27 protein-coding genes are annotated in these 25055 nt (G+C 47.8%); 12 read left to right on the top strand and 15 right to left on the bottom strand.

What is annotated here, in order from left to right:
- Window positions 1–61: 61 nt before the first annotated feature.
- Window positions 62–1084, top strand: coding sequence for a DUF2125 domain-containing protein (locus tag ABJ081_01755; protein MEP6355390.1), 1023 nt, complete (start codon window positions 62–64; stop codon window positions 1082–1084).
- Here the strand turns inward: ABJ081_01755 and ABJ081_01760 are convergent.
- Together ABJ081_01760 and hisC are read right to left on the bottom strand one after the other, a co-directional pair.
- Entirely contained in the window at window positions 1081–2007 is a 927-nt protein-coding gene (locus ABJ081_01760; protein MEP6355391.1) for a prephenate/arogenate dehydrogenase family protein, read from the bottom strand. The two genes, ABJ081_01755 and ABJ081_01760, sit on opposite strands and share 4 nt — an antisense overlap.
- On the bottom strand, window positions 2004–3143 hold the full coding sequence (gene hisC, locus ABJ081_01765) for a histidinol-phosphate transaminase (GenBank protein ID MEP6355392.1): 1140 nt from the start codon (window positions 3141–3143) through the stop codon (window positions 2004–2006). Before hisC ends, ABJ081_01760 begins: the two co-directional genes overlap by 4 nt.
- A gap of 226 nt (window positions 3144–3369) precedes the next feature.
- Here hisC and ABJ081_01770 point away from each other — a divergent pair, with 226 nt between their 5' ends.
- Both ABJ081_01770 and metW read left to right on the top strand, forming a co-directional pair.
- Window positions 3370–4584: a homoserine O-acetyltransferase gene (locus ABJ081_01770; protein ID MEP6355393.1), complete on the top strand. Its 1215-nt coding sequence runs from the start codon at window positions 3370–3372 to the stop codon at window positions 4582–4584.
- A 28-nt stretch (window positions 4585–4612) separates the two neighbouring features.
- On the top strand, window positions 4613–5218 hold the full coding sequence (gene metW / locus ABJ081_01775; GenBank protein MEP6355394.1) for a methionine biosynthesis protein MetW: 606 nt from the start codon (window positions 4613–4615) through the stop codon (window positions 5216–5218).
- Here metW and ABJ081_01780 read toward each other — a convergent pair.
- Window positions 5196–5978 carry a class I SAM-dependent methyltransferase gene (locus tag ABJ081_01780; GenBank protein ID MEP6355395.1) on the bottom strand — a complete coding sequence of 261 codons (783 nt, stop codon included), beginning with the start codon at window positions 5976–5978 and terminating at the stop codon, window positions 5196–5198. The two genes, metW and ABJ081_01780, sit on opposite strands and share 23 nt — an antisense overlap.
- Before the next feature lie 131 nt (window positions 5979–6109).
- Between ABJ081_01780 and gloB the strand changes: the two genes are divergently transcribed.
- Window positions 6110–6880 carry a hydroxyacylglutathione hydrolase gene (gene gloB, locus ABJ081_01785; GenBank protein MEP6355396.1) on the top strand — a complete coding sequence of 257 codons (771 nt, stop codon included), beginning with the start codon at window positions 6110–6112 and terminating at the stop codon, window positions 6878–6880.
- Window positions 6880–7338 carry a cupin domain-containing protein gene (locus tag ABJ081_01790; GenBank protein ID MEP6355397.1) on the top strand — a complete coding sequence of 153 codons (459 nt, stop codon included), beginning with the start codon at window positions 6880–6882 and terminating at the stop codon, window positions 7336–7338. Before gloB ends, ABJ081_01790 begins: the two co-directional genes overlap by 1 nt.
- A 2-nt stretch (window positions 7339–7340) precedes the next feature.
- Here the strand turns inward: ABJ081_01790 and ABJ081_01795 are convergent, their stop codons facing one another.
- From ABJ081_01795 to ABJ081_01805, 3 genes are all read right to left on the bottom strand, one after another.
- On the bottom strand, window positions 7341–8201 hold the full coding sequence (locus ABJ081_01795; protein MEP6355398.1) for an EamA family transporter: 861 nt from the start codon (window positions 8199–8201) through the stop codon (window positions 7341–7343).
- A 107-nt stretch (window positions 8202–8308) separates the two neighbouring features.
- Window positions 8309–9040: an acetoacetyl-CoA reductase gene (phbB, locus tag ABJ081_01800; GenBank protein ID MEP6355399.1), complete on the bottom strand. Its 732-nt coding sequence runs from the start codon at window positions 9038–9040 to the stop codon at window positions 8309–8311.
- A gap of 58 nt (window positions 9041–9098) precedes the next feature.
- Window positions 9099–10277: an acetyl-CoA C-acetyltransferase gene (locus tag ABJ081_01805; GenBank protein MEP6355400.1), complete on the bottom strand. Its 1179-nt coding sequence runs from the start codon at window positions 10275–10277 to the stop codon at window positions 9099–9101.
- Window positions 10278–10485: 208 nt separating this feature from the next.
- Between ABJ081_01805 and phaR the strand changes: the two genes are divergently transcribed.
- Together phaR and ABJ081_01815 are read left to right on the top strand one after the other, a co-directional pair.
- Entirely contained in the window at window positions 10486–11079 is a 594-nt protein-coding gene (gene phaR / locus ABJ081_01810) for a polyhydroxyalkanoate synthesis repressor PhaR (protein ID MEP6355401.1), read from the top strand.
- 113 nt (window positions 11080–11192) lie between these two features.
- Window positions 11193–11513, top strand: coding sequence for a hypothetical protein (locus tag ABJ081_01815; protein ID MEP6355402.1), 321 nt, complete (start codon window positions 11193–11195; stop codon window positions 11511–11513).
- A 45-nt stretch (window positions 11514–11558) separates the two neighbouring features.
- Here the strand turns inward: ABJ081_01815 and ggt are convergent, their stop codons facing one another.
- Window positions 11559–13148, bottom strand: a complete 1590-nt coding sequence (gene ggt, locus ABJ081_01820) for a gamma-glutamyltransferase (protein MEP6355403.1) — start codon at window positions 13146–13148, stop codon at window positions 11559–11561.
- Window positions 13149–13332: 184 nt separating this feature from the next.
- Here ggt and ABJ081_01825 point away from each other — a divergent pair, with 184 nt between their 5' ends.
- Complete coding sequence (locus ABJ081_01825) at window positions 13333–13761, top strand: heme-binding protein (protein MEP6355404.1); 429 nt, start codon at window positions 13333–13335, stop codon at window positions 13759–13761.
- A 20-nt stretch (window positions 13762–13781) separates the two neighbouring features.
- Here ABJ081_01825 and ABJ081_01830 read toward each other — a convergent pair whose 3' ends face one another.
- From ABJ081_01830 to mtgA, 3 genes are all read right to left on the bottom strand, one after another.
- Complete coding sequence (locus ABJ081_01830; GenBank protein MEP6355405.1) at window positions 13782–14192, bottom strand: hypothetical protein; 411 nt, start codon at window positions 14190–14192, stop codon at window positions 13782–13784.
- A 113-nt stretch (window positions 14193–14305) separates the two neighbouring features.
- Window positions 14306–14491 (bottom strand): 50S ribosomal protein L32, encoded by a 186-nt coding sequence (gene rpmF / locus ABJ081_01835; protein ID MEP6355406.1) that lies wholly within the window; start codon window positions 14489–14491, stop codon window positions 14306–14308.
- A 181-nt stretch (window positions 14492–14672) separates the two neighbouring features.
- On the bottom strand, window positions 14673–15383 hold the full coding sequence (gene mtgA / locus ABJ081_01840; protein ID MEP6355407.1) for a monofunctional biosynthetic peptidoglycan transglycosylase: 711 nt from the start codon (window positions 15381–15383) through the stop codon (window positions 14673–14675).
- Between the two features lie 179 nt (window positions 15384–15562).
- Here mtgA and ABJ081_01845 point away from each other — a divergent pair, with 179 nt between their 5' ends.
- From ABJ081_01845 to ABJ081_01855, 3 genes are all read left to right on the top strand, one after another.
- On the top strand, window positions 15563–16477 hold the full coding sequence (locus tag ABJ081_01845; protein ID MEP6355408.1) for a polyprenyl synthetase family protein: 915 nt from the start codon (window positions 15563–15565) through the stop codon (window positions 16475–16477).
- Window positions 16478–16546: 69 nt separating this feature from the next.
- Entirely contained in the window at window positions 16547–17158 is a 612-nt protein-coding gene (locus ABJ081_01850; GenBank protein MEP6355409.1) for a pyridoxamine 5'-phosphate oxidase family protein, read from the top strand.
- 139 nt (window positions 17159–17297) lie between these two features.
- Window positions 17298–18494, top strand: a complete 1197-nt coding sequence (locus ABJ081_01855; GenBank protein ID MEP6355410.1) for a hypothetical protein — start codon at window positions 17298–17300, stop codon at window positions 18492–18494.
- Between the two features lie 19 nt (window positions 18495–18513).
- On the opposite strand, the gene ABJ081_01860 is transcribed toward ABJ081_01855, so the two are convergent.
- The 4 genes from ABJ081_01860 to ABJ081_01875 all read right to left on the bottom strand — a co-directional run bounded on the left by ABJ081_01860 (window position 18514) and on the right by ABJ081_01875 (window position 22095).
- Complete coding sequence (locus tag ABJ081_01860) at window positions 18514–19389, bottom strand: 3-hydroxybutyryl-CoA dehydrogenase (GenBank protein MEP6355411.1); 876 nt, start codon at window positions 19387–19389, stop codon at window positions 18514–18516.
- 115 nt (window positions 19390–19504) lie between these two features.
- Window positions 19505–20443: an electron transfer flavoprotein subunit alpha/FixB family protein gene (locus ABJ081_01865; GenBank protein ID MEP6355412.1), complete on the bottom strand. Its 939-nt coding sequence runs from the start codon at window positions 20441–20443 to the stop codon at window positions 19505–19507.
- Between the two features lie 23 nt (window positions 20444–20466).
- Window positions 20467–21216 carry an electron transfer flavoprotein subunit beta/FixA family protein gene (locus ABJ081_01870; GenBank protein MEP6355413.1) on the bottom strand — a complete coding sequence of 250 codons (750 nt, stop codon included), beginning with the start codon at window positions 21214–21216 and terminating at the stop codon, window positions 20467–20469.
- A gap of 180 nt (window positions 21217–21396) precedes the next feature.
- Window positions 21397–22095, bottom strand: coding sequence for a rhomboid family intramembrane serine protease (locus ABJ081_01875; GenBank protein ID MEP6355414.1), 699 nt, complete (start codon window positions 22093–22095; stop codon window positions 21397–21399).
- A 131-nt stretch (window positions 22096–22226) separates the two neighbouring features.
- On the opposite strand from ABJ081_01875, the gene ABJ081_01880 reads away from it, so the two are divergent.
- Window positions 22227–23225: a P1 family peptidase gene (locus ABJ081_01880; GenBank protein ID MEP6355415.1), complete on the top strand. Its 999-nt coding sequence runs from the start codon at window positions 22227–22229 to the stop codon at window positions 23223–23225.
- 20 nt (window positions 23226–23245) lie between these two features.
- Here the strand turns inward: ABJ081_01880 and ABJ081_01885 are convergent, their stop codons facing one another.
- Window positions 23246–25009, bottom strand: a complete 1764-nt coding sequence (locus ABJ081_01885) for a HAMP domain-containing methyl-accepting chemotaxis protein (protein ID MEP6355416.1) — start codon at window positions 25007–25009, stop codon at window positions 23246–23248.
- Window positions 25010–25055 lie beyond the last annotated feature (46 nt).

A 25055-nucleotide genomic window follows, 5' to 3' on the forward strand; every position in this document is an offset into this window, starting at 1 on the left:
GTGGTAGCAAGCTCACTAATGTCTCTCAAGGGCAAATATTGACTGTTTGAAAAGGTACTTCATGAAAACTCGTTTTATCGTGCTGATTACAGCTTTGATCGTTACTTCAATTGGCTGGGTTGTTGGTTGGAACTATCTATCTGGCGAAGCTGAAAAAGCCTTTGTTGGTGTGATTGACAAAGCCAACCATGGTGAGCAGCGCTTCAGTTGTGATCATCCGCGCTCCAGCGGGTTTCCCTTTCGCTTAGCCGTCGAATGCGACAAGCCGTCATTCGCAAAGGGTGAAGGTATCAGTTTTGAATTTGCCGGTTTAAGCGCACAAAGTGTGGTCTATAAGCCGCACCATCAGCTGATTAATTTTAAATCCCCTGCTTTGATCGATGCTGGACGACTTGGGACGCTGCAACTTGTGTGGCAAAAAGCGCGACTTGGTTCCCAACTTCAAAAGAATGGTCTTAGTGCAGCTACCGCTAAAATTGAAAAAGCCCGCTTGAGTCTGATTAATCCACCGATAGAGGTTGGTGATACGGCCTTGAGTGCTGAACTTATAACGGTCAGTGCCCGTCGTTCTAGCGGTGACGAGGCCGCTAATTCCGTTGTGCTTGGTCTTGTTTCCAGCGGCCTTGAGGTTCTTGGCTCGAAATACCGCCTGCCACCAGTCGCGGCAGATGCCTCTATATTGGTCTATGATATTGCCGGCGCTTTTGAAGGGCGCGGGTCGCCTTTCCCGCTTTGGATTGAAAAGGGTGGAGAGGCGGATGTGAATGGGGTGAGCTTGATTTCAGGCAATGCACAGATTTTTGCCAAGGGCTGGGTGAAGCTTGATCAAAATGGATTTATCCATGCTGACCTTGATGTGGATAGTGCGAATGTGGATGAATTCATTGATGCGATGGGGCCGGAACTGGTGCAAATTCAAGCAGTTGCCCGTGCCATTGTTGGTGCGATTGAAGGCTTGGGTGAAAATGTGACGCTGGGTTCACAGGCAGCCAAACGGGTCAAGGTAACGATCCGAAAAGGCTTTGTGAACATCGGCCTCATCCCGCTTGGCACGATACCACAGATTGATTTGTCAGGTATTTAATCCTTACGCCCGAAATCTGGTTCATCTGTGTCTTGGCCGGCATCTATGATGGAGCGGCGGATGTCGCGGGTACGGCTGAACAATTCAAAAAGTTTGTCTCCATCTTCCCAGCGAATGGCGCGTTGCAGGGATGAGAGATCTTCTGAAAAGCGGCTCAGCATTTCTAAAACGGCTTCTTTATTGTGCAAGAATACATCGCGCCACATGGTTGGGTCGGAAGAGGCAATGCGAGTAAAATCGCGAAAGCCGGAAGCGGAATATTTGATGACTTCAGACTGGGTGACATCTTCAAGGTCTGCGGCGGTGCCGACAATATTGTAAGCAATTAAATGCGGCAGATGGGACGTGGTGGCCAGCACCAGATCATGATGGTCGGCATCCATGACATCTACATTGGAACCAAGAGCCTGCCAAAAAGAAATGAGTTGATCGAGTGCCCCACGATTGGTCGCCTCAATCGGCGTTAAAATACACCAGCGGTCATCGAATAGGCTCGCGAAGCCTGAGGCGGGGCCGGAATATTCTGTGCCAGCTATGGGATGGCCGGGAATAAAATGCACGGTATCCGGCAAATGTGGTTGCATTTGATTAATCACGGAGCGTTTGACCGAACCGACATCAGAGATGATCGTGCCTGCTTTGAGGTGAGGGCCAATTTCTTTTGCGACCGCCTCACAAGCGCCAACGGGAATACAGGCTATAACAAGATCAGCGTCGCGTACGGCCTCGCTCATATCAAGGGTATAGTGATCGCCAAGATTGAGCCGTCGGGCTTCGGCAAGGGTTTCTTCGCGCCGTGTTGTGATGGTGATTTCATCCACCAGATTGGCACGCCGACAGGCATGGGCGATGGATGAGCCAATGAGGCCGATACCGATCAGCGTGAGTTTATTGAAAAGCGGAACGTCAGGTTTTTGGGTCATGAGAATGCCGGTGCCTTAACACCCATGAAGTCGGCCAAATGTCCAATCACGGCGCGATTAGCGTCTGCCGTGCCGATTGTCATGCGCAAGGCATTGGGAAAGCCATAGCTTGTTACACGGCGCAAGATGCAGCCTTTCGACAAAAGGTAGGCATCTGCAGCTTCTGCGTTCTTGGTGTCATTTTCGGCAAAGTGCATGAGTACGAAATTACCCGCACTTGGCGTGACGCGTAATCCGATTGCTTCGAGAGCTTTTATGACTTTTGGCAGCCATTCTTCATTGTGGGTGATGGCGGCTTCTAAAAACGTGCGGTCTTCAATGGCAGCAATACCCGCCTCGATCGCTGCACCATTAACATTGAATGGGCCGCGAATGCGGTTTAAAGCGTCGATGACATGGTCAGGCGCATAGGCCCAGCCAAGGCGGAGGAAAGCAAGACCGTAGACCTTGGAAAACGTGCGAGTCATGACAACATTTTCGCTCGTTGCCACAAGTTCAATGCCTGCTTCATAATCATTGCGGCGCACATATTCCGCGTAAGCCGCATCAAGCACGAGCATCACATGAGAGGGCAAAGCATTGTGCAAGCGGCGCACTTCATCAAAAGGCAAATAGGTGCCTGTTGGGTTGTTTGGATTGGCGATAAACACCATTTTTGTGCGCTCAGTGATGCAGGCTAAAATAGCATCAACATCGGCTGTTGCATTGGTCTCAGGTGCCACGATAGGCGTTGCTCCTGCTGCCTGAATGGCAATTTTATAGACGAGAAAGCCGTGCTCGGTGAAGATGGCTTCATCGTCCTTGCTTAAATAGGCATAGGCGAGCAGGCTCAAAATTTCATCTGAACCAGTGCCACAAATAATCTGATTGTGGTTGAGGCCATAAACACCAGCGATAGCTTCACGCAGGCGGCTAGAGGCGGGATCTGGATAGAGCTCTAATGCTTGTCCTGCCTCTTTAAAGGCGGCGATGGCCTTGGGGCTTGCGCCAAAGGGCGTTTCATTGGATGACAGTTTGTGCAATGTCGGGGCATTGTTCCCCGCTTTGGATTTGCCAGGAACATAGGCGTCAATTGCCATAACACCCGCACGTGGGGTTGGCCTTAGCATCTGTTCATTTGATCTATTGGCAGGCATTTTCTATTGTCCTTGGCCTATCCTTAAAGATTTGGCCTAAATTCGGTAATGATCGCCGTATTCATACGGTTTTACTCTCTTAAAAGCCGTTCATAAGCGACGAAAAGAAGAAGAGCAAACAAAAGATTGCTTCCTATATAAAGGTAGTGGGTGATTGACATCAATATAAGACCCGCTCTACCTAGGTTCTGACCTTAGCAGTTGAAAACAAGAACTGAGATTTTAAATGGGACGTGAAGCAGTGCCTCCTAGTCAAGATGCGAGTAATTCAGTGCGTGATGTGGCGCTGCGTGAAGCCCGCTCACCCAGTAGTGAAGTTTGTGTTGTTGAGCGCGGCATGAAGCTTGATTGCGGTGCCCTATTGCCGGAATTGACAATTGCCTATGAAACTTACGGCACGTTGAATGCTGACAAATCAAATGCTGTGCTTGTGTGTCATGCGTTAACGGGTGATCAATATGCGGCCAGCGATAATCCGGTCACCGGCAAGCCGGGCTGGTGGCTCTCGATGATCGGTCCAGGCAAGCCAATTGATACGGAAAAATATTTTGTCATCTGCCCGAATGTGCTTGGGTCATGTATGGGATCAACAGGTCCCTTATCACTCAACCCTGATACGGGGCGTGATTATGGCGTTGATCTTCCTGTTATTACTATTCGCGATATGGTGAATGCGCAAAAGCTCTTAGTCGATGCTTTAGGCATAGAGACCCTTTTTTCTGTGGTTGGTGGATCAATGGGGGGGATGCAGGTTTTACAATGGGCGACGAGCTATCCTGACGCTGTCTTTACAGCGGTGCCAATCGCGACCGGTGCGCGTCATAGCCCGCAAAATATTGCGTTTTATGAAGTTGGCAGACAGGCCGTAATGGCAGACCCTGACTGGCGTGGTGGGCGCTATCAAATTGAAGGCGTTCTCCCGTCTAAAGGACTGGCTGTTGCCCGTATGTTTGCGCATATTACTTATATGTCTGAGACGGCGCTTCAGCGAAAATTTGGTCGTAGCCTACAAGACAAAGAAAAAGTTGGCTTTAGCTTTGATGCGGATTTTCAGGTGGAGAGTTATCTGCGCCATCAGGGGATGAGCTTTGTGGATCGTTTTGATGCAAACTCTTATCTCTATTTGACGCGGGCGATGGACTATTTTGATTTAGCAAGTGATTATGGCGATGTTCTTGGAAAAGCTTTCATGGGCACTAAATCCCGTTTTTGCATCATCTCTTTCACGTCAGACTGGATGTTTCCGACAGAGGAAAACCGAGCCATTATGCATGCATTGAATGCAGCAGGTGCGAGTGTTTCTTTCGCAGAGATTGAGACAGATAAAGGGCATGATGCGTTTTTGCTGGATGAGCCGGAAATGCTTGAGATGATTGACGGATTTTTGATGTCGGCTGCTCGTGCTCGTGGTCTTGTCGCCTCTGACGATGTTGAAGGATAAGACGATGGTGGTGCGTGTTAAAAAAAATATGCAGGAAGCTCGGCGGACTGATCTTGAATTGATCGCTGATTTGATCGAACCAGGCACGCGGGTGCTCGATATTGGTTGTGGCGATGGTAAACTGCTGCGCATCCTTGAGAGCCGCAAAGACGTTGATGCTCGAGGCATTGAGATTAGTCCGGAAGGGGTGACCAAATGTTTGGCTGAAGGTCTTTCCGTGATTCAAGGTAACGCAAACTCTGACCTTGGTCCTTATCCTGATAAATCTTTTGACTGGGTGATTTTGAGCCAGACTGTGCAGGCGGTGGATGATCCAAAACATGTCGTAAGAGAGCTTGTTCGTATTGGTAAGAAGGCGATCGTTTCATTTCCGAATTTTGGCCATTGGCATATTCGGTGGCAGGTTGGTGTTGAAGGGCGTATGCCCATGAGCAGTCACCTGCCCATTGCTTGGTATGAAACCAAGAATATTCATTTTTGTACGATCCGCGATTTTCGCGATTTACTGGATGAAATGAACTTGACTATGGAAGCCCATTTTGCTTTGCGCTCAGATGGCAAGCCTATTGCGCGCCGAAGTCCGTGGCTTTGGAATCTGTTTGGTCGTGAAGCTATTTTTGTGATTTCCGAGTAAAGCGCGAGGTTTGGGAGCTTGGTTGAGGGGACGGCATAAGGATGGGTTTGAAGGCCGATGAAAATGAGCGCTTTTTAACCACCGGAATGCCTTGATAAAGCTCTTTTTTAGCTTCCATTAAGAAGACACCCGACAGGCGCGAAAAGAATCGCTCACCAGCATTTTCTATCCATTTGCTTGTTATGAAGGAGCGTCTTTCAATTGGCGGGGTGTGCAGAGCACTGACCCAGCCTACAGGTGAGAACAGGGCTTCACGCATGAGCTTGTTCAGTTGGCCTCGACTGAAAGGGCGACCATAACCAAATGGAGAATTCTCCATGCGTGCCCAAAGGCCAGCTCGGTTTGGCACCATAACGAGTAGTCGCCCGCCGGGGGAGAGAACGCGCCAGATCTCAGATAAGAGCTCGCGCGGATTATCGGTCATTTCCAAAGAATGAGTGAGAAGAACACGATCAACAGCGGCGTCAGGAAGAGGTAGCATATTATCGGCAATCAAGGCTGTGGCCGATGCATCACTGTCCTTGCCCTCCTTGCTTTGTGGCCAGCGAAACACGCCTTGGCTTGCGGGCATGAAAGCCAGCACGCGTTCGGCGTCATTTGAGAATTTATCCAGAAACGGCGTGGGGTAGCCAAGTCCTAAAATGCGATCGTCGCTGACTTTTGGCCAGACATGGCTGATCTTTATCTGCAGTTTCTCAAGGGTTTGCTGCCCTAGGTGGGATGAATAAAATTCTCTTAGATCAATAGCATCAAGATACATGGGGGTATTTTAAAGGCTTGCGAAGCTCAAAGCCAGTACTTTAAAATCAGTGTTGTGAGACTGGTTATTGACCTTTTACGTCGTGCAATCATACTAAGAGGTCTCACCAATCTTACAGCAGCGAGCTTTTTATGACTTCACTCAACATTCACCAGTTCATGTGCCGCTCAGACAATTATGGCGTTCTTATTCATGATGAAAGCGCGGGCACGACCGCCACCATTGACGCGCCAGAAGCTGCAGCCATAGAGGCCGCCTTATCAGAAACGGGCTGGACTTTAACTCATATTATTACAACACATCATCATTATGATCATGTGGAAGGCCACGAGGCCTTGAAGCAAAAATATGACTGTAAGGTCATTGCACCTGCGGCGGAGGCTTCAAAAATACCGGGTGTTGATGAGATGGTTAGTCAAGGTGATAGCTTTATGTTTGGCAACTTTAAAGTCGAGGTGATTGAGACGCCCGGCCACACTTTGGGGCAGGTGAATTATTTCATTCCCGATGCCAAAGTGGCTTTCACGGGGGATACGCTTTTTGCACTTGGCTGTGGTCGAATATTTGAGGGAACACCAGCGCAAATGTGGTCTTCCATGCAAAAGCTAAAAGCCTTGCCGGCTGATACGGTGATTTATTGCGGGCATGAATATACGCTTTCTAATGCTAAATTTGCTGTATCGGTTGATCCTGATAATGCTGCTCTTGCCGCGCGATTGAAAGAGATTGAGGCGCTGCGGGCTGATGATAAACCTACACTGCCCACCACCATGGCGCTTGAGCTTGAAACAAATCCCTTTTTGCGACCTGATGATGCTGCAATTCGTGCGCATCTTGATATGGCTGGCGCAAGTGATGAAGCGGTGTTTGCTGAAATTCGTCGCTTGAAAGATAATTTTTAATGCTGGGTGTGAGTACCGAGACGCAATCGGCAAAAGACATCATCCGACTTCTTGAATTGAAACCGCATCCTGAAGGGGGCTTTTATAAAGAGACCTTTCGCGATGGTGAGGGGGGTGAGCGTGGTCACTCAACGGCGATTTATTATCTGTTGGAAGTTGGGGACTGTTCCGCGTGGCATCGGGTGAATGATGCTGTGGAAGTTTGGCACTATTATGCTGGGGCGCCACTGGCGTTGACAGTATCGCCTGATGGTCATGATGCAGAAAGCCATCGGCTTGGTCCCAATATCGATTTTGGCGAACGCCCGCAGGTGGTTGTGCCGACAGGCTGGTGGCAGACAGCGGAAAGTCTGGGCGAATGGACGCTTGTGGGGTGCACGGTTGCGCCCGGCTTTGAATTTGCAGGCTTCGAAATGGCCCCGCCAGATTGGCGGCCGACCCCGCGCAAAGAATCTTGAGGCTAAGATTTTTTTGCGATTATTTCTTTCGCCGCAAGCAAGGCACCGCTTGTGATCAACAAGCAGGCGAGAATGACTTGCCATGTGAAGTTGCCATATCCAAAAGCAATCAAAAGTAGCGTCGATAAAAGCGGAGCGGCATAGCTGCCAACCCCAAGTAATTGGATATTGCCGCGCTTCATGCCTATATCCCATGTGTAAAAAGCAAGACCGACAGGTCCAAGACCAAGGCCGATAAGGGCAAGCCATTGGGTTGTTGTGTCAGGCCATTTTGTTGTTTCAAAAGCGAGATGGCAGAGCGCGGACAAAAGGGCGGTAGCCGCGCAAAAAGCAGTGACAATATCACTCGGTGTTTTAGCGAATTGGCGTGATAAAACAGAATAGAGTGCCCATATCAGAGCGCTAAGAAAGGCCGCGCCATAGCCGATGATATAATGGGTATCGAAGGTAAGGCCTGTGCCACGCTTCACCAGAAGAGCTGTGCCTGATAATCCCATGAGTGCGCCAATGAGATGAAACCAGCGCAACCGTTCGCCCGGTAACATCGCCGCCATTAAAACGATGAGAAGCGGCCATAAATATGCAATCAGGCTTGCTTCAACGGGCGGGGCATTTTTGAGGGCTGTGAAATAGAAAAAATGATAACCGAACAAGCCACCAACTCCTACTATCCAAACGGGAAGAGGCTGTTTGAACGCGCTGAAAGGGGTCTTTTTGATTATGCATAAAACCAAACCAACAAGGGTTGCGATGGTGAAGGTTAAGGCGGCGAGTTGAAAGGGTGGCACCATCCCGCTTGCGGCGGTCAGCAGTGCAAGGAGTGACCATAAAAAAACAGCAGTGAATCCGTAAAAGGTGGCCATGGTTCGTTTGGTGTTTTGTGAAGCTCAAAATTTAAGGAAGATGATAACAACAAAAAACCCTGACCGCTATGGTCAGGGTTTTTAAAGGGTCGTCAATTTTTGATGACTTAGCCGTTGGCGAAATACTGGCCACCGTTGGCTGTGATCACTGAGCCTGTGATAAAGCCTGAATCGTCTGATGCGAGGAAGACAACGCAGCGTGCAATTTCTTCTGGTTCACCAAGACGACCAACAGGGATTTGCGGAATGATTTTTTCATTCAAAACTTTTTCAGGAATGGCGCGCACCATTTCTGTGCCGATGTAGCCCGGGCATACAACATTGGCTGTAATGCCTTTGAAGGCGCCTTCTTGAGCGAGTGCTTTGGTAAAGCCGATGTCACCAGCTTTTGAGGCTGAATAGTTCACCTGACCGGCTTGGCCTTTTTGACCATTGATTGATGAGATGGTGATGACACGACCAAAACCGCGTTCGCGCATGCCCGGCCATATAGGGTGGGTCATGTTGAAAACACCATTGAGGTTCGTTCCAATAACTTCGTTCCATTGTTCTGGGGTCATCTTGTGGAACATGCCATCGCGGGTGATGCCGGCATTATTGACGAGAACGTCAATCGGGCCAAGATCAGCTTCAACTTGTGCGATGCCTTCTTTGCATGAATCATAATCGGCAACATTCCATTTGTAAGTCTTGATGCCTGTTTCTGCGGTGAAGGCTGCTGCCTTCTCATCATTGCCTGCATAGCTTGCCGCAACGTTGTAGCCTGCGTCTTTAAGGCCTTTTGCAATTGCAGCGCCAATGCCGCGTGTTCCGCCTGTTACGAGTGCAACTCGTGCCATATCTTCTTCTCCTATTTATAAATAAATAAGGGCACCAGATGGTGCCCTTTTAAAACTCTTAGCGCTCGACTGTGAGAGCAACGCCCATGCCGCCGCCGATGCACAATGTAGCAAGACCTTTTTTCGCATCGCGCTTTTGCATTTCGTGCAAGAGCGTTACGAAAACACGGCAACCAGATGCGCCGATTGGGTGACCGATGGCGATAGCGCCGCCGTTTACATTGACCATGTCTGTGTCCCAGCCGAGGCCTTGGTTCACGGCACAGGCTTGTGCTGCAAAAGCCTCATTGGCTTCAACAAGGTCAAGATCACCAATAGACCAGCCCGCTTTATCAAGCGCTTTTTTGGAGGCTGGAATTGGGCCCGTACCCATGATTTTAGGATCAACACCGGCAATCGCCCAAGAGGCGATGCGGGCAAGGGGTGTGAGGCCGCGTTTTTCTGCTTCAGATGCTTTCATCAAAACAACGGCTGCTGCGCCATCATTGAGGCCAGAGGCATTGGCCGCTGTCACGGTGCCTTCTTTATCAAAAGCGGGACGTGGTTTTTTGATTGCGTCGAGTGTTGCGCCAATACGAATATATTCGTCTTGGTCGACAATTGTTTCGCCCTTGCGGGTCTTGATTGTGAAAGGAATGATTTCGTCTTTGAACTTGCCAGCCTTTTGTGCAGCTTCCGCTTTGTTTTGCGACTGAAGGGCAAATTCATCTTGCTGGTCGCGGCTGATTTGGAATTCTTTGGCAACATTTTCAGCGGTGGTGCCCATGTGGTAGCCGTTGAAGGCATCCCAAAGACCATCTTTGATCATGCTGTCGATCATTTTGTAATCGCCCATTTTAACGCCTGAACGTAGGTGCTGAACGTGGGGAGATAAAGACATGTTTTCTTGACCGCCAGCGATCACGATATTCGCGTCACCAGATGCAATTTGTTGCATGCCGATGGCAACCGCGCGAAGGCCAGAGCCACACACTTGGTTCATACCCCAAGCTGTTGTCTCAATAGGAAGGCCAGCATTGATGGAAGCTTGACGAGCTGGGTTTTGGCCAGCACCGGCTGTCAGAACCTGACCGAGGATGACTTCATCCACATTGCCGCCCTCAATGCCTGCGCGTTCAAGAACGCCAGAAATAACGGCAGCACCCAGATCGTGGGCCGGTGTTGCGGCAAATGCGCCGTTGAATGAACCCACGGCTGTACGCCCTGCACTTACAATTACAATATCATCTGAACTCATAGAGCTCCCTTTCTATCTCAGTATGAAATGCTGCACTGCAGCATTTGTTGAAATTTCTTTAATAGTCTTAATTAAAAAAAGCAAATGCTAACTGGCATTAAAACCACTTTATCAGTTAATTTGCTAAAGTGTATCGCAATATTGGTTGTACTAGGCGTGAAGAAAGGTATGATATTGAAACATATTTATCTAAGTTTTTGGAAGTGTCATGGCTAAAGCACCTGAGAGAATAATAATCAAAAAATACGCCAATCGGCGACTTTATAATACGGGTACAAGCACTTATGTAACCTTGGAAGACTTGGCAGTCATGGTGAAAGATGAGGAAGATTTCATCGTTATTGACGCAAAAACAAGTGATGACATTACCCGGTCAGTTCTGACACAAATTATTTTTGAGCAGGAAGCCAAGGGTCAAACTCTTTTGCCCGTTAAATTTTTGCGCAATCTTATCCAAGTTTACGGGGATAGTGTGCAGACAATCGTGCCAAGCTATCTTGAACACTCAATGGAATCCTTTCGCGAGCAACAAGATAAATTCCGTGAGCAGATAGCGACTGGCTTCGCGCCCGCAACTGGTCTTGAGATGATTAGCGAACAAACAAAACGCAATACTGAAATATTTCAAAATGCGATGAGTATGTTTATGCCGTTTGGTGGTCTTGCAAAGAAAGATGATGATGAGGGCGAAAATCAAAAGCCTGCTTCACAATCAGCGCAAGCGGATGATGTCGATCTGGATAAGATGAAAAAGCAACTGGCAGAAATGCAGGCGCAAATTAAAGCGCTCGATAAAGGCTAATTAAGAGCCATATCAAGTAATTGGCATTTGGCATGCCACTTGCGAGACCTTATCTGAAAGCAGACGAGACACGATAGAATGTCTCGCGATAAAACAGATTGGGACCATCCGTGATGCAAATTGTATCAAAATGGCACAACATCGGTGCAACGCAACATACGACAACAAGACGTATTGAACGTCTTTCGCGTGCCTCTAAGGCAAAAACGAACCGCCCAGAGGTGCGTTCTCAAAAGCCCCTTGCTGCGGCATCATTCGGAATTGAAGGCCATTCATTGATAGCGACTCAAGTTGTCGCTACCCGTTTTGCTGATACTTTTGATTTATCCTATGAGGCAAGTAATTCTATAGCTGGTGCTGAAGCCTATGGTGCTGCGCTGGACCGAAAAATACACCGTATGGATCATGGTAGCTTCTATCAAGAAGCGGTTTAAGCTGACCCATTGGTTATATGGGTGTGATTAAAAGCGCACCCTATTCTAATATCCTAGTGCACAGCCGTCTTTGCGTGGGTCCGAACCAGCAATCAAAACACCGCTTTCATGGTTGAGTTCGATGATCTGGCCGCCGCCGTGCGGGGATGATGTCCAGCCAACTGGATGACCTTTTGCCTTCAATCCGTCAAACACATCTTGTCCAAGCGTTGGCTCTAGTTCAATCACGCCATTATCATTCCAAAAAATGCGTGCGCTATCGAGAGCTTCTTGCGGATCCATGCCATAGTCAAACATATTGGTCATGACATGGGTGTGACCGGTGGGCTGATATTGTCCACCCATCACGCCAAAGCAGCGTGTTGGCTTGCCGTTTTCCAAGGCCATGGCAGGTATGATCGTGTGAAGCGGGCGCTTGCCGCCTTCTATTGTGTTCGGGTGACCCGGTTGAACAACAAAGCCTCCGCCACGGTTTTGCAGCGTGATGCCGGTTTTTTTGGTGACGATGCCGGAGCCGAAGCCTTTGAAAATTGAATTAATCAGCGACAGCGCCATGCCGTCTTTGTCGACACAACTTAGATAGATTGTATCGCTTTGCTTGCGTGGGTCTGGAGAAGGCAACGTTTCATTGCGCCTTGTCGGGTCGATTGTGGTCGATAGTCCGGCTGCAAATGCTTTATCTATCAAGGCTTCAACAGATACTTGCATGGTTGTCGCATCGGCAATTTGTGCATCACGAATGGCGTACCCAATGCGGGAAGCTTCCATTTCCAGGTGAAACCGCTCAGCGCCATGTGGGTCAAGGCAGCTGAGATCAAAGCGTTCCAGAAGATTCAAAATGATCTGGGCCGTGATGCCGGTGCCATTTGGTGGCAATTCGGCAAGGCCAATATCGCGGTATGTCGATATGACAGGCGTTACAACATCTGCGCTCATTGCCGCCATGTCTTCTTCACTCATCACTCCGCCACGGGTTTTGAGTTCTGAAACGATATCAGCTGCAACCTCGCCTTCATAAAAGCCTTTAGCGCCTTTTTTCGCGATGATTTTTAATGTAGCAGCAAGAGCTGGTAGTTTGTGAATCGTGCCCATTTTAGGCGCGCGACCATTGACTAGATATTGGTTTGATGCAGAATTTTGTCGGGTTAATTTTCCCACTTCATCATGCCAATCAGACCAGACACGAGGCGCAACGGGCACACCGTCTTCTGCGGCTGCGATCGCCGGCTGTAAGGCTTCTTCAAGGCCAATGGTGCCATGGCTTGCCAGTAAGCTTTCCCAGCATTTTACAACACCTGGTACGGTGACGGCATGGGGAGAATTCAGATCCATAGCGTTCATGCCTTGTGCCATCAACATCTCTGTTGAAAGAGCATTGGCAGCGCGGCCTGATGAATTTAGGCCATAGAGGGGTTCACCTGGTTTTGCAATCATGGCAAAACCATCACCTCCAATAGACGTCATGGCCGGCTCGACCACGGCCAGAACGGCAGCTGCAGTTACGCCTGCATCTACGGCATTACCGCCACGGCGCAAAACAGCAATTCCGGCTTCGGTCGCAAGAGGATGCGATGTTGCAAGGGCTGCATTTGCCGCATAGATGGGCGATCGTTTTGGTTCATGAAAGTCGCGCATTCGGTATATCCGGCGAATAGAGTGGTTCAAAGACGTAGTTTAATAATAACAACTTGAAGCATCCATTGGATGCACCCAATTTGGAATAAGAGTTGTGCTTATTTGTTCTAAGCGATCTCTTGTAGTCGTACAACAACATGCTTAATAAGAAACGACAATCTTTCTCTTATCAGGAATAATAAAAATGACAGATGTGACGCTAGCACAAGCTAATGTAATTATTGAAAATGCACTTAAAAAAGGTGAAGAGATGGGCTTTAAGCCGCTCACTGTTGCGGTGCTTGATTCTGGTGGGCATCTAAAAGCGCTGGCTCGCGCAGATGGCGCATCAACAATGCGCCCAGAAATGGCGGCAGGTAAAGCTTATGGCTGCATCGCGCTAGGTGTTGGTGGACGTTGGATCAATCAAAACGGAATTGATCGCGGCCACTTTATGGACGGCGTTGTTGCGCTATCTGGCGGCAAGGTTCTGCCTGTTCCCGGTGGTGTATTGATTAAAGATGGCGGCGAGATCATAGGCGCGGTTGGTATCACTGGCGATACATCGGATAATGATGAGGCAGCAGCTGTCGCAGGCGTTGAGGCTGCAAACCTTACGCCTGATGTTGGTTAGATACTGATATTATTTAAATGTTAGCTGCCGAGGGTCACATCGCGCGAAGCAACGCGGATAGAGATTGAATAACCGGCAATGACATCAAGCAGTGCGACCATCAGGCAGATAAAATAGGTGGTGGTCGCGGCCGCTGGGTCAACAATAAACTGAATCAGATAAATGATAAAAACCAACGTCGATAGCAAGTGATCGATGATAGTTGAACGTGCTGTACGGGTTGCTTTTAATATTTCAATGAAAAGCAGGCTAAGCGCGATGGTGACAATCATGCCCCCGCGTGTGAGCGAAAAAGTCGCGCCGGAGATCATGTCGAAGCGAAAAATTTCTCCAGACCATATCTCGCCGAGGCTACTAATAATGCCTAAACTGAAGGCGTTATAGATAAGAAGTGGTAGGATAAGCAGGGGAAAGTTGCGGATAAGGGCCATTTTTTTCCTCGATTTAGAATCAGATTTATATTTTAACTGCCTTGTTTGCAGAACAAAAGAGCAAAAAAAAAGGCCAGCTTACAGCTGACCTTTTGTAAATTTATTTTTTCGACTTAGATGTCGTCTTTTGGCTCAAGAATTTGACGTCCGCGGTACATGCCAGATTTCAGGTCAATGTGGTGTGGACGGCGTAATTCGCCAGAATCTTTGTCTTCGACATATGTCGGGTTTTTTAAGGCGTCTGTAGAACGACGGAACCCGCGTTTCATGCGCGAAATTTTACTTTTTGGAACTGCCATGTCGGTCTCCAGTGGTTTGGCTGGCCTGTTTCGCACTTGGAAACCGCATGAAACAGCGGTTGGCGTCTTGGCACAATATCAGTTAAGTGACGGGCTTATACAGTCAAAGCCACGCTTTGACCAGTGCAATATCAGAAAAAATACATTCTGAAAATAGCCTTTTTTGTTTGTCGTATGCGTTTTATGATTTGAGACACCCAACATAGGGGCTAGCGGCGCGTGCGCGGGCGATAATTTTCTTGGCTAAACGGTTTAAGCTACGGGTCGGTTTGGCGGGGTTCCGCTTTATGGGACTTGGTAATGTAACGGCTAAAAGAGCGGCTTGCCGGCGGGTTAATTTCGATGCTGGTACATTGAAGTAATGTTGAGCCGCACCATCAATGCCATAAACGCCCTCATCCCATTCTGCGATGTTGAGATAAATTTCAATAGTGCGTCGTTTGGACCAAAATAAATCTGCATAAAGTGCAATAGGCAATTCCAGCCCTTTGCGGATGAAAGAGCGGCTGTTCCATAAAAACAGGTTTTTAACCGTTTGCATGGTGATAGTGCTGGCGCCGCGCCCTCTGCCGCCTTTTTGGATGGAACTCCAGGCTTTTTTCATTTCAATCCAGTCTACACCATTATGAACACAGTGGCGTGCGTCTTCAGAGACCATGATGGAATAGACAGCGCGAGTAGAAATTTCATCATAGGAAACCCAGTTGCGTTCATAGCCTTTGAGAGTGACAAGATCTTTGATCATCAACATGGAGACAGGTGGGACAAAAATATAAAGCGGCACGAGAATAAAAGGGAGCGCGATGATAAGGAAACATACCATTATAATGCGCTTCAAAAAGCGCCTCCATGAGCTGGGGGCTTTTTTTTCTTGATCTATTTTTTTTGACATATAGGTGCTTATTTTGAGAAGTCCCTTAAGCGAATGCAGATTGCGTCATTATCATCTCTTTAAATAGAGGGTTAGGCTCGTGAATGCAAAAACACGTGATTTATGATCTCGGCCTTGGTGTTTTATACTAATTTGTGGAATAAGGACGCAAACGGATAGCGAGGGATTATCAATACATTATGACGTCTTCAACCCAATCTTCTTTCAAGGATCGGCTCTCTCAAGTCGCATCAATCGTTGAGGCTGACCTCAATGACCTTTTGACCTTCACGCCGCCTGCGGGGATTGGCTGGCCTGATAGGCTCTTTGATGCCATGCGCTATGCAAGTTTAAATGGTGGCAAGCGGGTGCGCCCCTTTTTGGTCATAGAGACGGCTCGTTTATTTGGGCTTGAAAGTGTGGGTGTTCGTCGTGCGGCGGTCGCGCTTGAATGTATACATTGCTATTCACTGGTTCATGATGATCTGCCTGCAATGGATGATGACGACCTTAGGCGCGGTGTGCCGACGACCCATAAGAAATTTGACGAGGCAACAGCCATTTTAGCTGGTGACGGTTTATTGACGCAGGCCTTTGTGATCCTCGCTTCAAGTGAAACACATGTTGACCCTGTCATTCAGGCAGAGCTCGTGGCCTGCCTTGCAACGGCTGCTGGTCCTATTGGTATGGTTGGTGGCCAAATGCTGGATATTGACGCTGAGCATAACGAGAAGAACGAAAAAGAAGTGCGCACTTTGCAAGCGATGAAAACTGGTGCGCTATTGCGTGTTGGCATTGAGATGGGTGCGATTATTGCCGGTGCCAGCAAAGAAGATCGTGCGAGGCTCGTGCGCTTTGGTGAAGTAATTGGCCTTACTTTTCAACTAGCAGATGATTTGTTGGATGCAACAGCTGACGCAGAAACCATGGGTAAAGCCACTGGTAAAGATGCTGAACAAGGTAAGGCAACGCTATTGAGTATCCATGGTATTGGAGGCGTTCGTCGCTTGTTAGATGAACAAGTGTCTGAGGCAGAACAGCTTTTAGCGCCCTTTGGCGACAAAGGAGAAACGTTGCGTGAGATGGCTCGCTTTATTGCGCATCGTGCTAATTAATTTACCGTATTCAATGGATGAATTAAGCGTGCACGAAGAGGTCTTTTTAGAAAAAGAGAAAGTGCTATTATGGCGAGAATTGAAACACTTGAAGAACTGCGCAGTCTTTACAACACCGTAAAGCCTCATACAGCAAAAAAAGAACTCGATGAATTGGATATTCACAGCCGTCGCATCCTTTTGCTCTCGCCGTTTTGTTTGATCGGGTCAAGCGATGGTAAGGGCAATGCCGATGTAACGCCGCGTGGTGATGCGCCCGGATTTGTACAGGCTTATGACAGCCGTACGCTTCTTGTGCCTGATAGACCTGGTAATAATCGCCTCGATACCTATACCAATATTTTGACTAACTCGTCTGTGGGGATGCTGTTTCTCATCCCTGGTATTGGCGAGACATTGCGGATCAATGGGGATGCAGAAATTCGTGATGATGAGGACCTTCTTGAGCGATGTGCTATTAATGGTCGGTTGCCAAAAACAGTGATGATGGTGTCTATCCAGACAATTTTTATTCACTGTCCCAAATCGATTATTCGTTCGAAGTTGTGGGATAAAGAGGCCCAAATCAAGCGTGAAGCATTACCAACATTAGGGCAGATGTTACGCGATCAGTCTGGTGTTGTGTCGACGGACGAAAGTGATGAAGGATTGATTGATCGCCTAAATAAGACGCTCTGGTAGCTCATTTTGATCACATTTTGATAATAATGGTCACACAAGGTTGTTAGAGTACTATTCGGTAGAGTTTTGTTAACCAAATACAGCTTTGAGTATGAACCAAGATTAACATTTTAATGTGTTGAGATTCGGAGAACATAATATGCGACGAACAAACTCTATTTTTGCAATTGTATTTGCAGTTTTGTTGACACTTTCTAATTTCAGCTTCGTTGAGGTAGCAAATGCGGCGAGCTATCAAGAAAAGCTTTCAGCCTATCGTGCGGCATATGCTCAATACCAAAAGCGCGAGAAAAGCTATTGGGCAGCGATTTCTAGAAAGAAAGATATTCGTACAGCCAAACGCCGAGCTGGAAAACCCTTCGTGCGTGAAGATTATGTGCTATCCCAGCCGCCAAAATATACTGGCCCCAAACGGCCGCGTGATCCAAATGCAGGCCCGATTAAGAAAAAACCACGCAAAAAGAGCACATTGCCAAGGGCTAATGATCTTCGTGCGGCGATGAAGGATTTATATGGCCATCAGTTGCCAAAGGTTAAAGAAAAAAATTTCAAGCTTGCTTTTGCCCGTGAAGCTAAACGCGTTGGCATCTCTGCTGAACAAGTAATTGGTGTTTATGCGCTTGAGACAGGCGGATTAGGACCCTTTGATCGCGTATCTGGTGAAATCCCTAAAATGGATCGGAAGTGTCGGGTAACTAGTTATGTTGGTCGGCCGCTTTCTACAGCGCTTGGCTATTTTCAACTTCTTACGGCTAATACATCAAGCACGGTTGCAGGCAATGCGAAGGGGCCGAAAGCTGAACGCTTCGCCAATCGTCTGCGTGCGAAAGCCAAGGAGCATCGTGGCAAGCGTAAGCGGCAGTTGAAGAAAAAAGCCAAACTGGTGGATCGTATGATTAAAGATATGAATGTTGCGATTTCGCGAATGAATGTGAAAAAGAATAATTGGGCAGAATTCCGCGCGCTTGGCCGAACTAAACTGGGCCGTGCTATTCATGCACTTAACCTTGATCCTGATATTGGTCCAATGATTCAGATGAGTAAATTGGCGTTTGTGCGCAATATTGCGGTCGAAAAAGGCCTTGGCAATGTGCCTAGTGATCGTCTTGAGCTGATGAATCTTGTGGGCTGGCCGCGTGGTGTCAAAATGCTCCAGCCGGTTGCCTTTGATGTGCCGACCGCCAACTTTATGAGTGCTGCAGAAATCAGAGCTAATCGTTCTGTATTAGGCGATAAGACGGTTGCTGAATCGGTTGCGAAAATTCGGCGCGTTATTGGCAAGCGTAAGCAAGAATGTGGCTCGCAGGAATTTTTCAAAATGTGGAAGAAGGCTTAAAAGCCTTTTTCACCTATGGTTATCGTGTCGGGATGGGTTCTTCGCCGCGATAATCATAAAATCCGCGATTTGTCTTGCGGCCTAGCCAGCCAGCCTCAACATATTTCACAAGCAACGGGCAGGGACGGTATTTACTGTCCCCCAGCCCATCATAAAGTACCTGCATAATTGATAGGCAAGTATCAAGACCAATAAAATCTGCAAGTTCCAGTGGGCCCATCGGGTGGTTGGTGCCAAGCTTCATGGCTTTATCGATTGCTTCAATAGAGCCCACCCCTTCATAGAGCGTGTAAACGGCTTCATTAATCATCGGCATTAAAATGCGGTTGACGATGAAGGCTGGGAAATCTTCGGAAACGGCTATGGTTTTGCCCAAGCCTTCTACGAATGTGCGACTTTGAGCAAAAGTTTCATCATCTGTTGCGATGCCACGGATTAATTCAACGAGCTTCATAACTGGTACAGGATTCATGAAGTGAATACCGATGAATTTTTCTGGCCTGTCAGTTGAGGCGGCAAGGCGGGTGATTGAAATTGAGGATGTATTTGTTGCTAAAATCGCATCGGGTTTGAGGGTTTTGCAAACCTCTGTGAAGATTTCTGTTTTGATCTTTTCGTTTTCTGTGGCGGCTTCAATGACCAAATCGCAATCGCCGAGCTCAGCGGGTGTTGTAACCGTGGTTATGTGATTAAGGGCGACTTCTTTTTGTGCTGCTTCCAGTTTGCCACTATCAACCTGACGCATCATGTTACGGGCAATATTTTCAAGGGATTTATTGAGGCTTTCAGTGTTGATATCTTGTATCACAACATCATAGCCCGCAAGGGCAGCCGTATGGGCAATACCAGCACCCATCTGACCTGCGCCAATAACACCAACTCGTTTAATAGTCATTTTAGTCTCAATTTTACACGTGCCAACTTTGAGACATCATTGCTGATAAAAAAATGCAGCGCAAGACGTTATCTTGCACCGCAGCATTTTTTGCTCAATGTCGTTAATTCGAAGCTCAGCCTGCTTTGATCGCTGCTTCAAATTCCGGGAGCACATCAAACAAGTCTGCGACAAGACCATAATCAGCAACTTGGAAAATAGGTGCTTCTTCATCTTTATTGATGGCGACGATGACTTTGGAATCTTTCATACCTGCAAGATGCTGGATTGCACCTGAAATGCCTGCAGCGATATAAAGGTCTGGGGCGACTACCTTGCCCGTTTGGCCAACTTGCCAGTCATTCGGTGCGTAGCCTGCATCAACAGCGGCGCGTGACGCACCAACGGCAGCGCCCAGTGCATCAGCAACTGGAATGATAACTTCTTGAAACTTTTCAGAAGAACCGAGTGCTCGCCCGCCTGAGATGATGATTTTAGCTGATGTCAGTTCTGGACGATCCGAGCTTGATAGTTCGTTGGAGACAAAAGAGGACAGAGCGGGGTCTGCCACAGCTGCCACGCTATCAATGCTGGCTGAGCCAGTGCTGGCGACCGCTTGAAAAGAGGACGTGCGCACGGTGATCACTTTGGTTGCATCGGCTGATTTGACGGTCTGTACGGCATTGCCTGCATAAATAGGCCGTTCAAATGTATCTGGGCTGATGACGGCCATGATTTCGGATATCTGCATCACATCCAAAAGAGCTGCAACACGGGGCAGAATGTTTTTGCCTGTGGTCGTTGCAGGCGCCATGATGGTGTCATAGCTCGATGCCATTGAGACAATGAGATCGGCCATTGGCTCTGCTAGATGAGCTTCGAGTTCAGCGGCTTCCACCATGAGCACCTTAGTTGCGCCGTCGAGTTTGGCGGCGGCGTCTGCTGCGGCCTTGCAGCCGTTGCCTGCAACCAGAATGTCAATGTTCGCACCAATGGCGCTGGCGGCGGACATGGCTTTTGCTGTTTCTTCAGAAAGGGCGCCGTTTGAATGTTCGGCAATTAAAAGTGTTGTCATAATTCTTTTCCTCTTATTGCCAGTTAAATGACGCTTGCTTCATTTTTGAGTTTATCGACCAGTTCTGCAACAGAGCCAACGATGACACCGGCTTCACGTTTAGCTGGCTCCACGGTTTTAACCACTGTGAGGCGAGGCGCTGTGTCGACGCCATAATCGGCTGTGCTTTTCTCGTCTAGAGGTTTTTTCTTTGCCTTCATAATATTGGGTAGCGAGGCATAGCGTGGCTCATTGAGGCGCAGGTCAGTTGTGATAACCGCTGGCATCTTCACGCTGATGGTTTGAAGACCACCATCAATCTCGCGGGTTACAGCCGCTTTATCTCCATCAATTTCCAGCTTGGATGCAAAGGTTGCCTGAGACCAGCCCAAGAGGGCTGCGAGCATCTGGCCGGTCTGGTTGCTGTCATCATCAATTGCCTGTTTGCCGAGAATGACCAAATCTGGACTTTCTTGTTCAACGACAGCTCTGAGAATTTTAGCGACACTTAGCGGCTCTATTTCATCATCGGTTTTGATCAAAATAGCCCGATCAGCCCCCATAGCTAAGGCAGTGCGCAGGGTTTCTTGACTTTGTTGGGGGCCAATTGAAACTGCGATAATTTCTTCCGCTTTGCCAGCCTCCTTAAGGCGGATGGCTTCCTCGACGGAGATTTCGTCAAATGGGTTCATGGACATCTTCACATTGGCTAGTTCAACGCCAGACCCATCAGCTTTGACGCGGATCTTCACGTTGTAGTCGACAACACGTTTTACGGGGACCAGAATTTTCATGACTTTCCTTCCAAGGCGCCTCATTCAAAGCTAATTGGCTTTTGGGCAGATTACTTTGTTGTTATCGTTATGTAGTGGCTTCCTTATTAATGGCTTATTTGAGCTTTTGAGAAAAGTAAAAACTTGAGTTGATGACATGAACCTTATGTCAGCCTTATCTTGGTCTATGTAACAGAGCGTTTACTCGGTGAGATCTTTTTGTGTTGTGCGATCAAACAGTGGCACATGGCGATGTTTAAGAATGACGACTAAAACAGCGCCTGCTGCAATGCCGCCAACATGGGCAATCCAGGAAACCTGACTTTCAGGATTTGTCAGTAATTGGAATATTTGAAAAGCAACCCAAGCCCCTAAACACCAAAAGGCGCTAATGGGGAGTGGAATTTTACCGAACGCCAAAACCCAAACCTTCATGTTGGGGTGTAGAATGAGATAGGCAGCGACGATGCCGGCCACCGCCCCTGATGCTCCTATGAGAGGGCCTTGACTATCGCTGTACAAGACAGCATGGGCGAGACCTGCTAGCACCGCGCAGGAAATATAGAATATGAAATATTTCGCGTGTCCCATGGCATCTTCAATGTTGTCCCCGAATACCCATAGAAAGAGCATATTGCCGATAAGGTGCAATGTATCGCCATGAAGGAAGGCATAGGTGATATATGTTAAATCCTCAGGAACCCACACGGCCTCTTGCGGTAAATTGGCTATATCATTGACGACGGCGGGAATGAGGCCCAGTGAGAGATTGATGGCATCACCATTCTCAGTCTTTTGGAAGGCAAAAAAGATGAAAATATTGACCGCAATCAAGCTCCAATTGACCCATGAGCGTTTAATATTAACAAGAGGATTGCCATCATAAATTGGTATAAACATGCGTGATTCAACTATGGGTTCTTGATTGCTATTGTGGGGCAGATCATGTGTGATGGCGTTTACAATGTAAAGCAAAGCCATTGGCTTGCTATTATTTGATGCAGAAAAAATATTGTGTGCGGGAGTCTTCCATGAAGCCGGGACTAAAAAATCTTATTACAGATGTTGAGGGCCTTGTTGTTGGTAACGCGCAAAGTGAGAGGCTTAAAACGGGGGTTACAGCGCTTATTGGGGATGCGCCTTTTACAGCATCGGTTGATGTGATGGGCGGTGCGCCGGGTGCACGGGATACGGAATTACTTTCTCCTGATAAGTCCGTTGAGAGGATTGATGGGCTTGTTTTGTCCGGTGGTTCGGCCTTTGGGCTTGATGCGGCTTCTGGCGTCGTTTCCGCGTTGCATGAAAAAGGGCGAGGGTTTCAAGTTGGATCAGCGTTTGTGCCTTTGGTGCCGGCAGCTATCCTTTTTGATCTTGAAAATGGTGGTGATAAAAGTTGGCAGACAAATCCCTATCCGATGCTTGGTTGGGCGGCCTTTGATGCGGCTAGCGTTGAATTTGATCTTGGTAGCTTTGGTGCGGGCACTGGCGCTTTAACCGGACAACATAAAGGTGGCCTTGGTTCGGCCTCTCTGGTTTTGGAGAGCGGGATTACTATTGGCGCCTTGGTCGCTATTAATCCTTTTGGTAGTGTGACAACACCTGATGCATCTCATTTTTGGGCAGCTCCTTTTGAGATAGGTGATGAGTTCGGTGGTAAGGGTGTTGATCCACGATCTGCCCTTTCTGTGCGTCCGACAAGCTTCAAAAATGATGCCTTCAATCCCCACGGTAATACCACGATTGCGATCGTCGCAACGGATGCAGTGCTTACAAAAGCACAGGCTAAACGTATGGCTGTTGCTGCTCAAGATGGTATTGCGCGGGCTATTGTGCCTGCCCATACACCCTATGATGGTGATTTGGTTTTTTCAGCTGCCACGAATCAAAAGCAGCTCACTGATCCGATGGTTGATTTGCTCGAAATTGGCCATGCGGCGGCTCTGTGTTTAAGTCGTGCGATTGCGCGTGGTGTTTATCATGCCGCACCCAAACAAGACGATTTGCTGCCGTGTTGGCGCGATACACTTTGAGCATGCTGGGGGCTAAAGTCTTATCCTGCGCGTACTGTTGTCAGGAACTCAGATACTTCCGTGGATAATTTGTCAGCTGTGTTTGATAGCTCATCGGCTGAGCTTAGCATCTCGTTTGCTGATTGAGCGACAGTATTGGTTGTGCCGCTGATACCCTCGATGTTTTGGGTGACGTTTTTATTGCCTTCAGCGAAAATATGAACATTTTGTGCAATCTCATCTGTGGCTCTTTCTTGCTCTTTAACGGCCTGTGCAATACTGCAAGCAATAGTGTTGAGGTCTTCGATGATAAGAGATGTTTGCTCAATCGCTGACATGGAAGATTCGGTTCCTGTCTGGATTTGGGAAATTTGTTCGGCAATTTCAGATGTGGCATTTTCAGTTTGGCTTGCAAGAGATTTCACTTCGCTTGCGACCACAGCAAAGCCTTTGCCAGCTTCTCCAGCACGGGCTGCTTCAATGGTTGCGTTCAATGCCAGAAGGTTGGTCTGACCGGCGATATCTTGAATAAGGCTGACAATAGAACCAATCGCCTCGGCGGTTTTCGCCAGCTTACTTACTTCATTAACAGTCTCTTTGGAGGCTGATGAAACCTCAATTGCTTTGTCAGCGGTTTCGGTTGCTTGGCGACCTATTTGCTGAACAGAGGATGCAAGCTCTTCAGCTGCACTTGCAATTGTTTGGATGGTTGAATTGGACTCATTTGCTGTTTCCATCACTGCATTCGATTGATTGCTCACATCGCTTACTGATTGGCTCATGGACTGGGCAGTACCACGTTGCTGGCTTGCGCCCGTAGAAACATTATTGACGATTGTACCAACGCTTTGTTCAAAACGATCGGCCATATCATTCATCATTGCCTTCTGGCGTTCCGCTGCCTGTTCGCGCTCTTGTGCGGTGGCTGCTTCCAACTGTTTGTTTTCTTCCATGTTGTTTTTGAAAATGTCCATGGCTTTTGAAAGATCACCAATTTCATTGATGCTTGATTTTGGAAGATCAACACCCAGTTTGCCGCTTGCTAACAAGGAAAGGGCATTGACGGCAGCTTTCAAAGGACGCGCGATCGTAAACATAGACATAGCAACCGCCGCGATTGAGAGAATTGTGAGTGCGATGACGACTATCGAAATAATGATTTTGCCTGTTGCTTTATTGTTTGAGACAATATCAGTTTGTTTTGTGTTGAAGCTGTTTTGCGTAATAGTTTGCAGACTGGCAGACACATTTGTGAGAAATTGCGAGGCGCGTTGCAGGCGATCGATTGTTGCAGCCATGCGAAAGCGTTCTTCAAACAGATAATTCGTTTTTGCTTCATTTATTTTATCATTAGCCAGAAGTTCATTCGTGCGCTTATGAGAATTGATAGCCAGCTCAAGCAGCTTTGGGACGCTCACAGCGCTTCGCAATACATAGTTATATTCACGTATTAAAACATCATCAGCTGTTGCATCAATGGTATTTTGCAGACCTGATAACGCGTTAATGGCTGTGCTGTAAGCTTCGGTATTTTTTTGTAATTGATTGACCCGCGCAGGGCCCGCTTTTAACGCAGCCTTACTATTTCGCAGGAGTCCGATTTGTTGCTCATTTGCAAGCGTTGATGAGCTGATAAAAAGCTGATTGGATGTAACAAGCGCAGTTTGGATTTTTGCTTGTGTCTCCATGATGTCAGTTGACTTGCCTGATAGCTCGTTTAGCGAGGTTACCATTGTGTTCGTTGTGTGCATTGATTGCCAAATCATGCCTGCACCAAGAAGCAATGCGGGCAAAAGGACAAGCATGATAATTCTAAACGATAGACCGTTTAATATTAGCTTTTTAGATTTA

The organism is Hyphomicrobiales bacterium (genome assembly GCA_039989895.1).
Taxonomy (GTDB): domain Bacteria; phylum Pseudomonadota; class Alphaproteobacteria; order Rhizobiales; family JACESI01; genus JACESI01.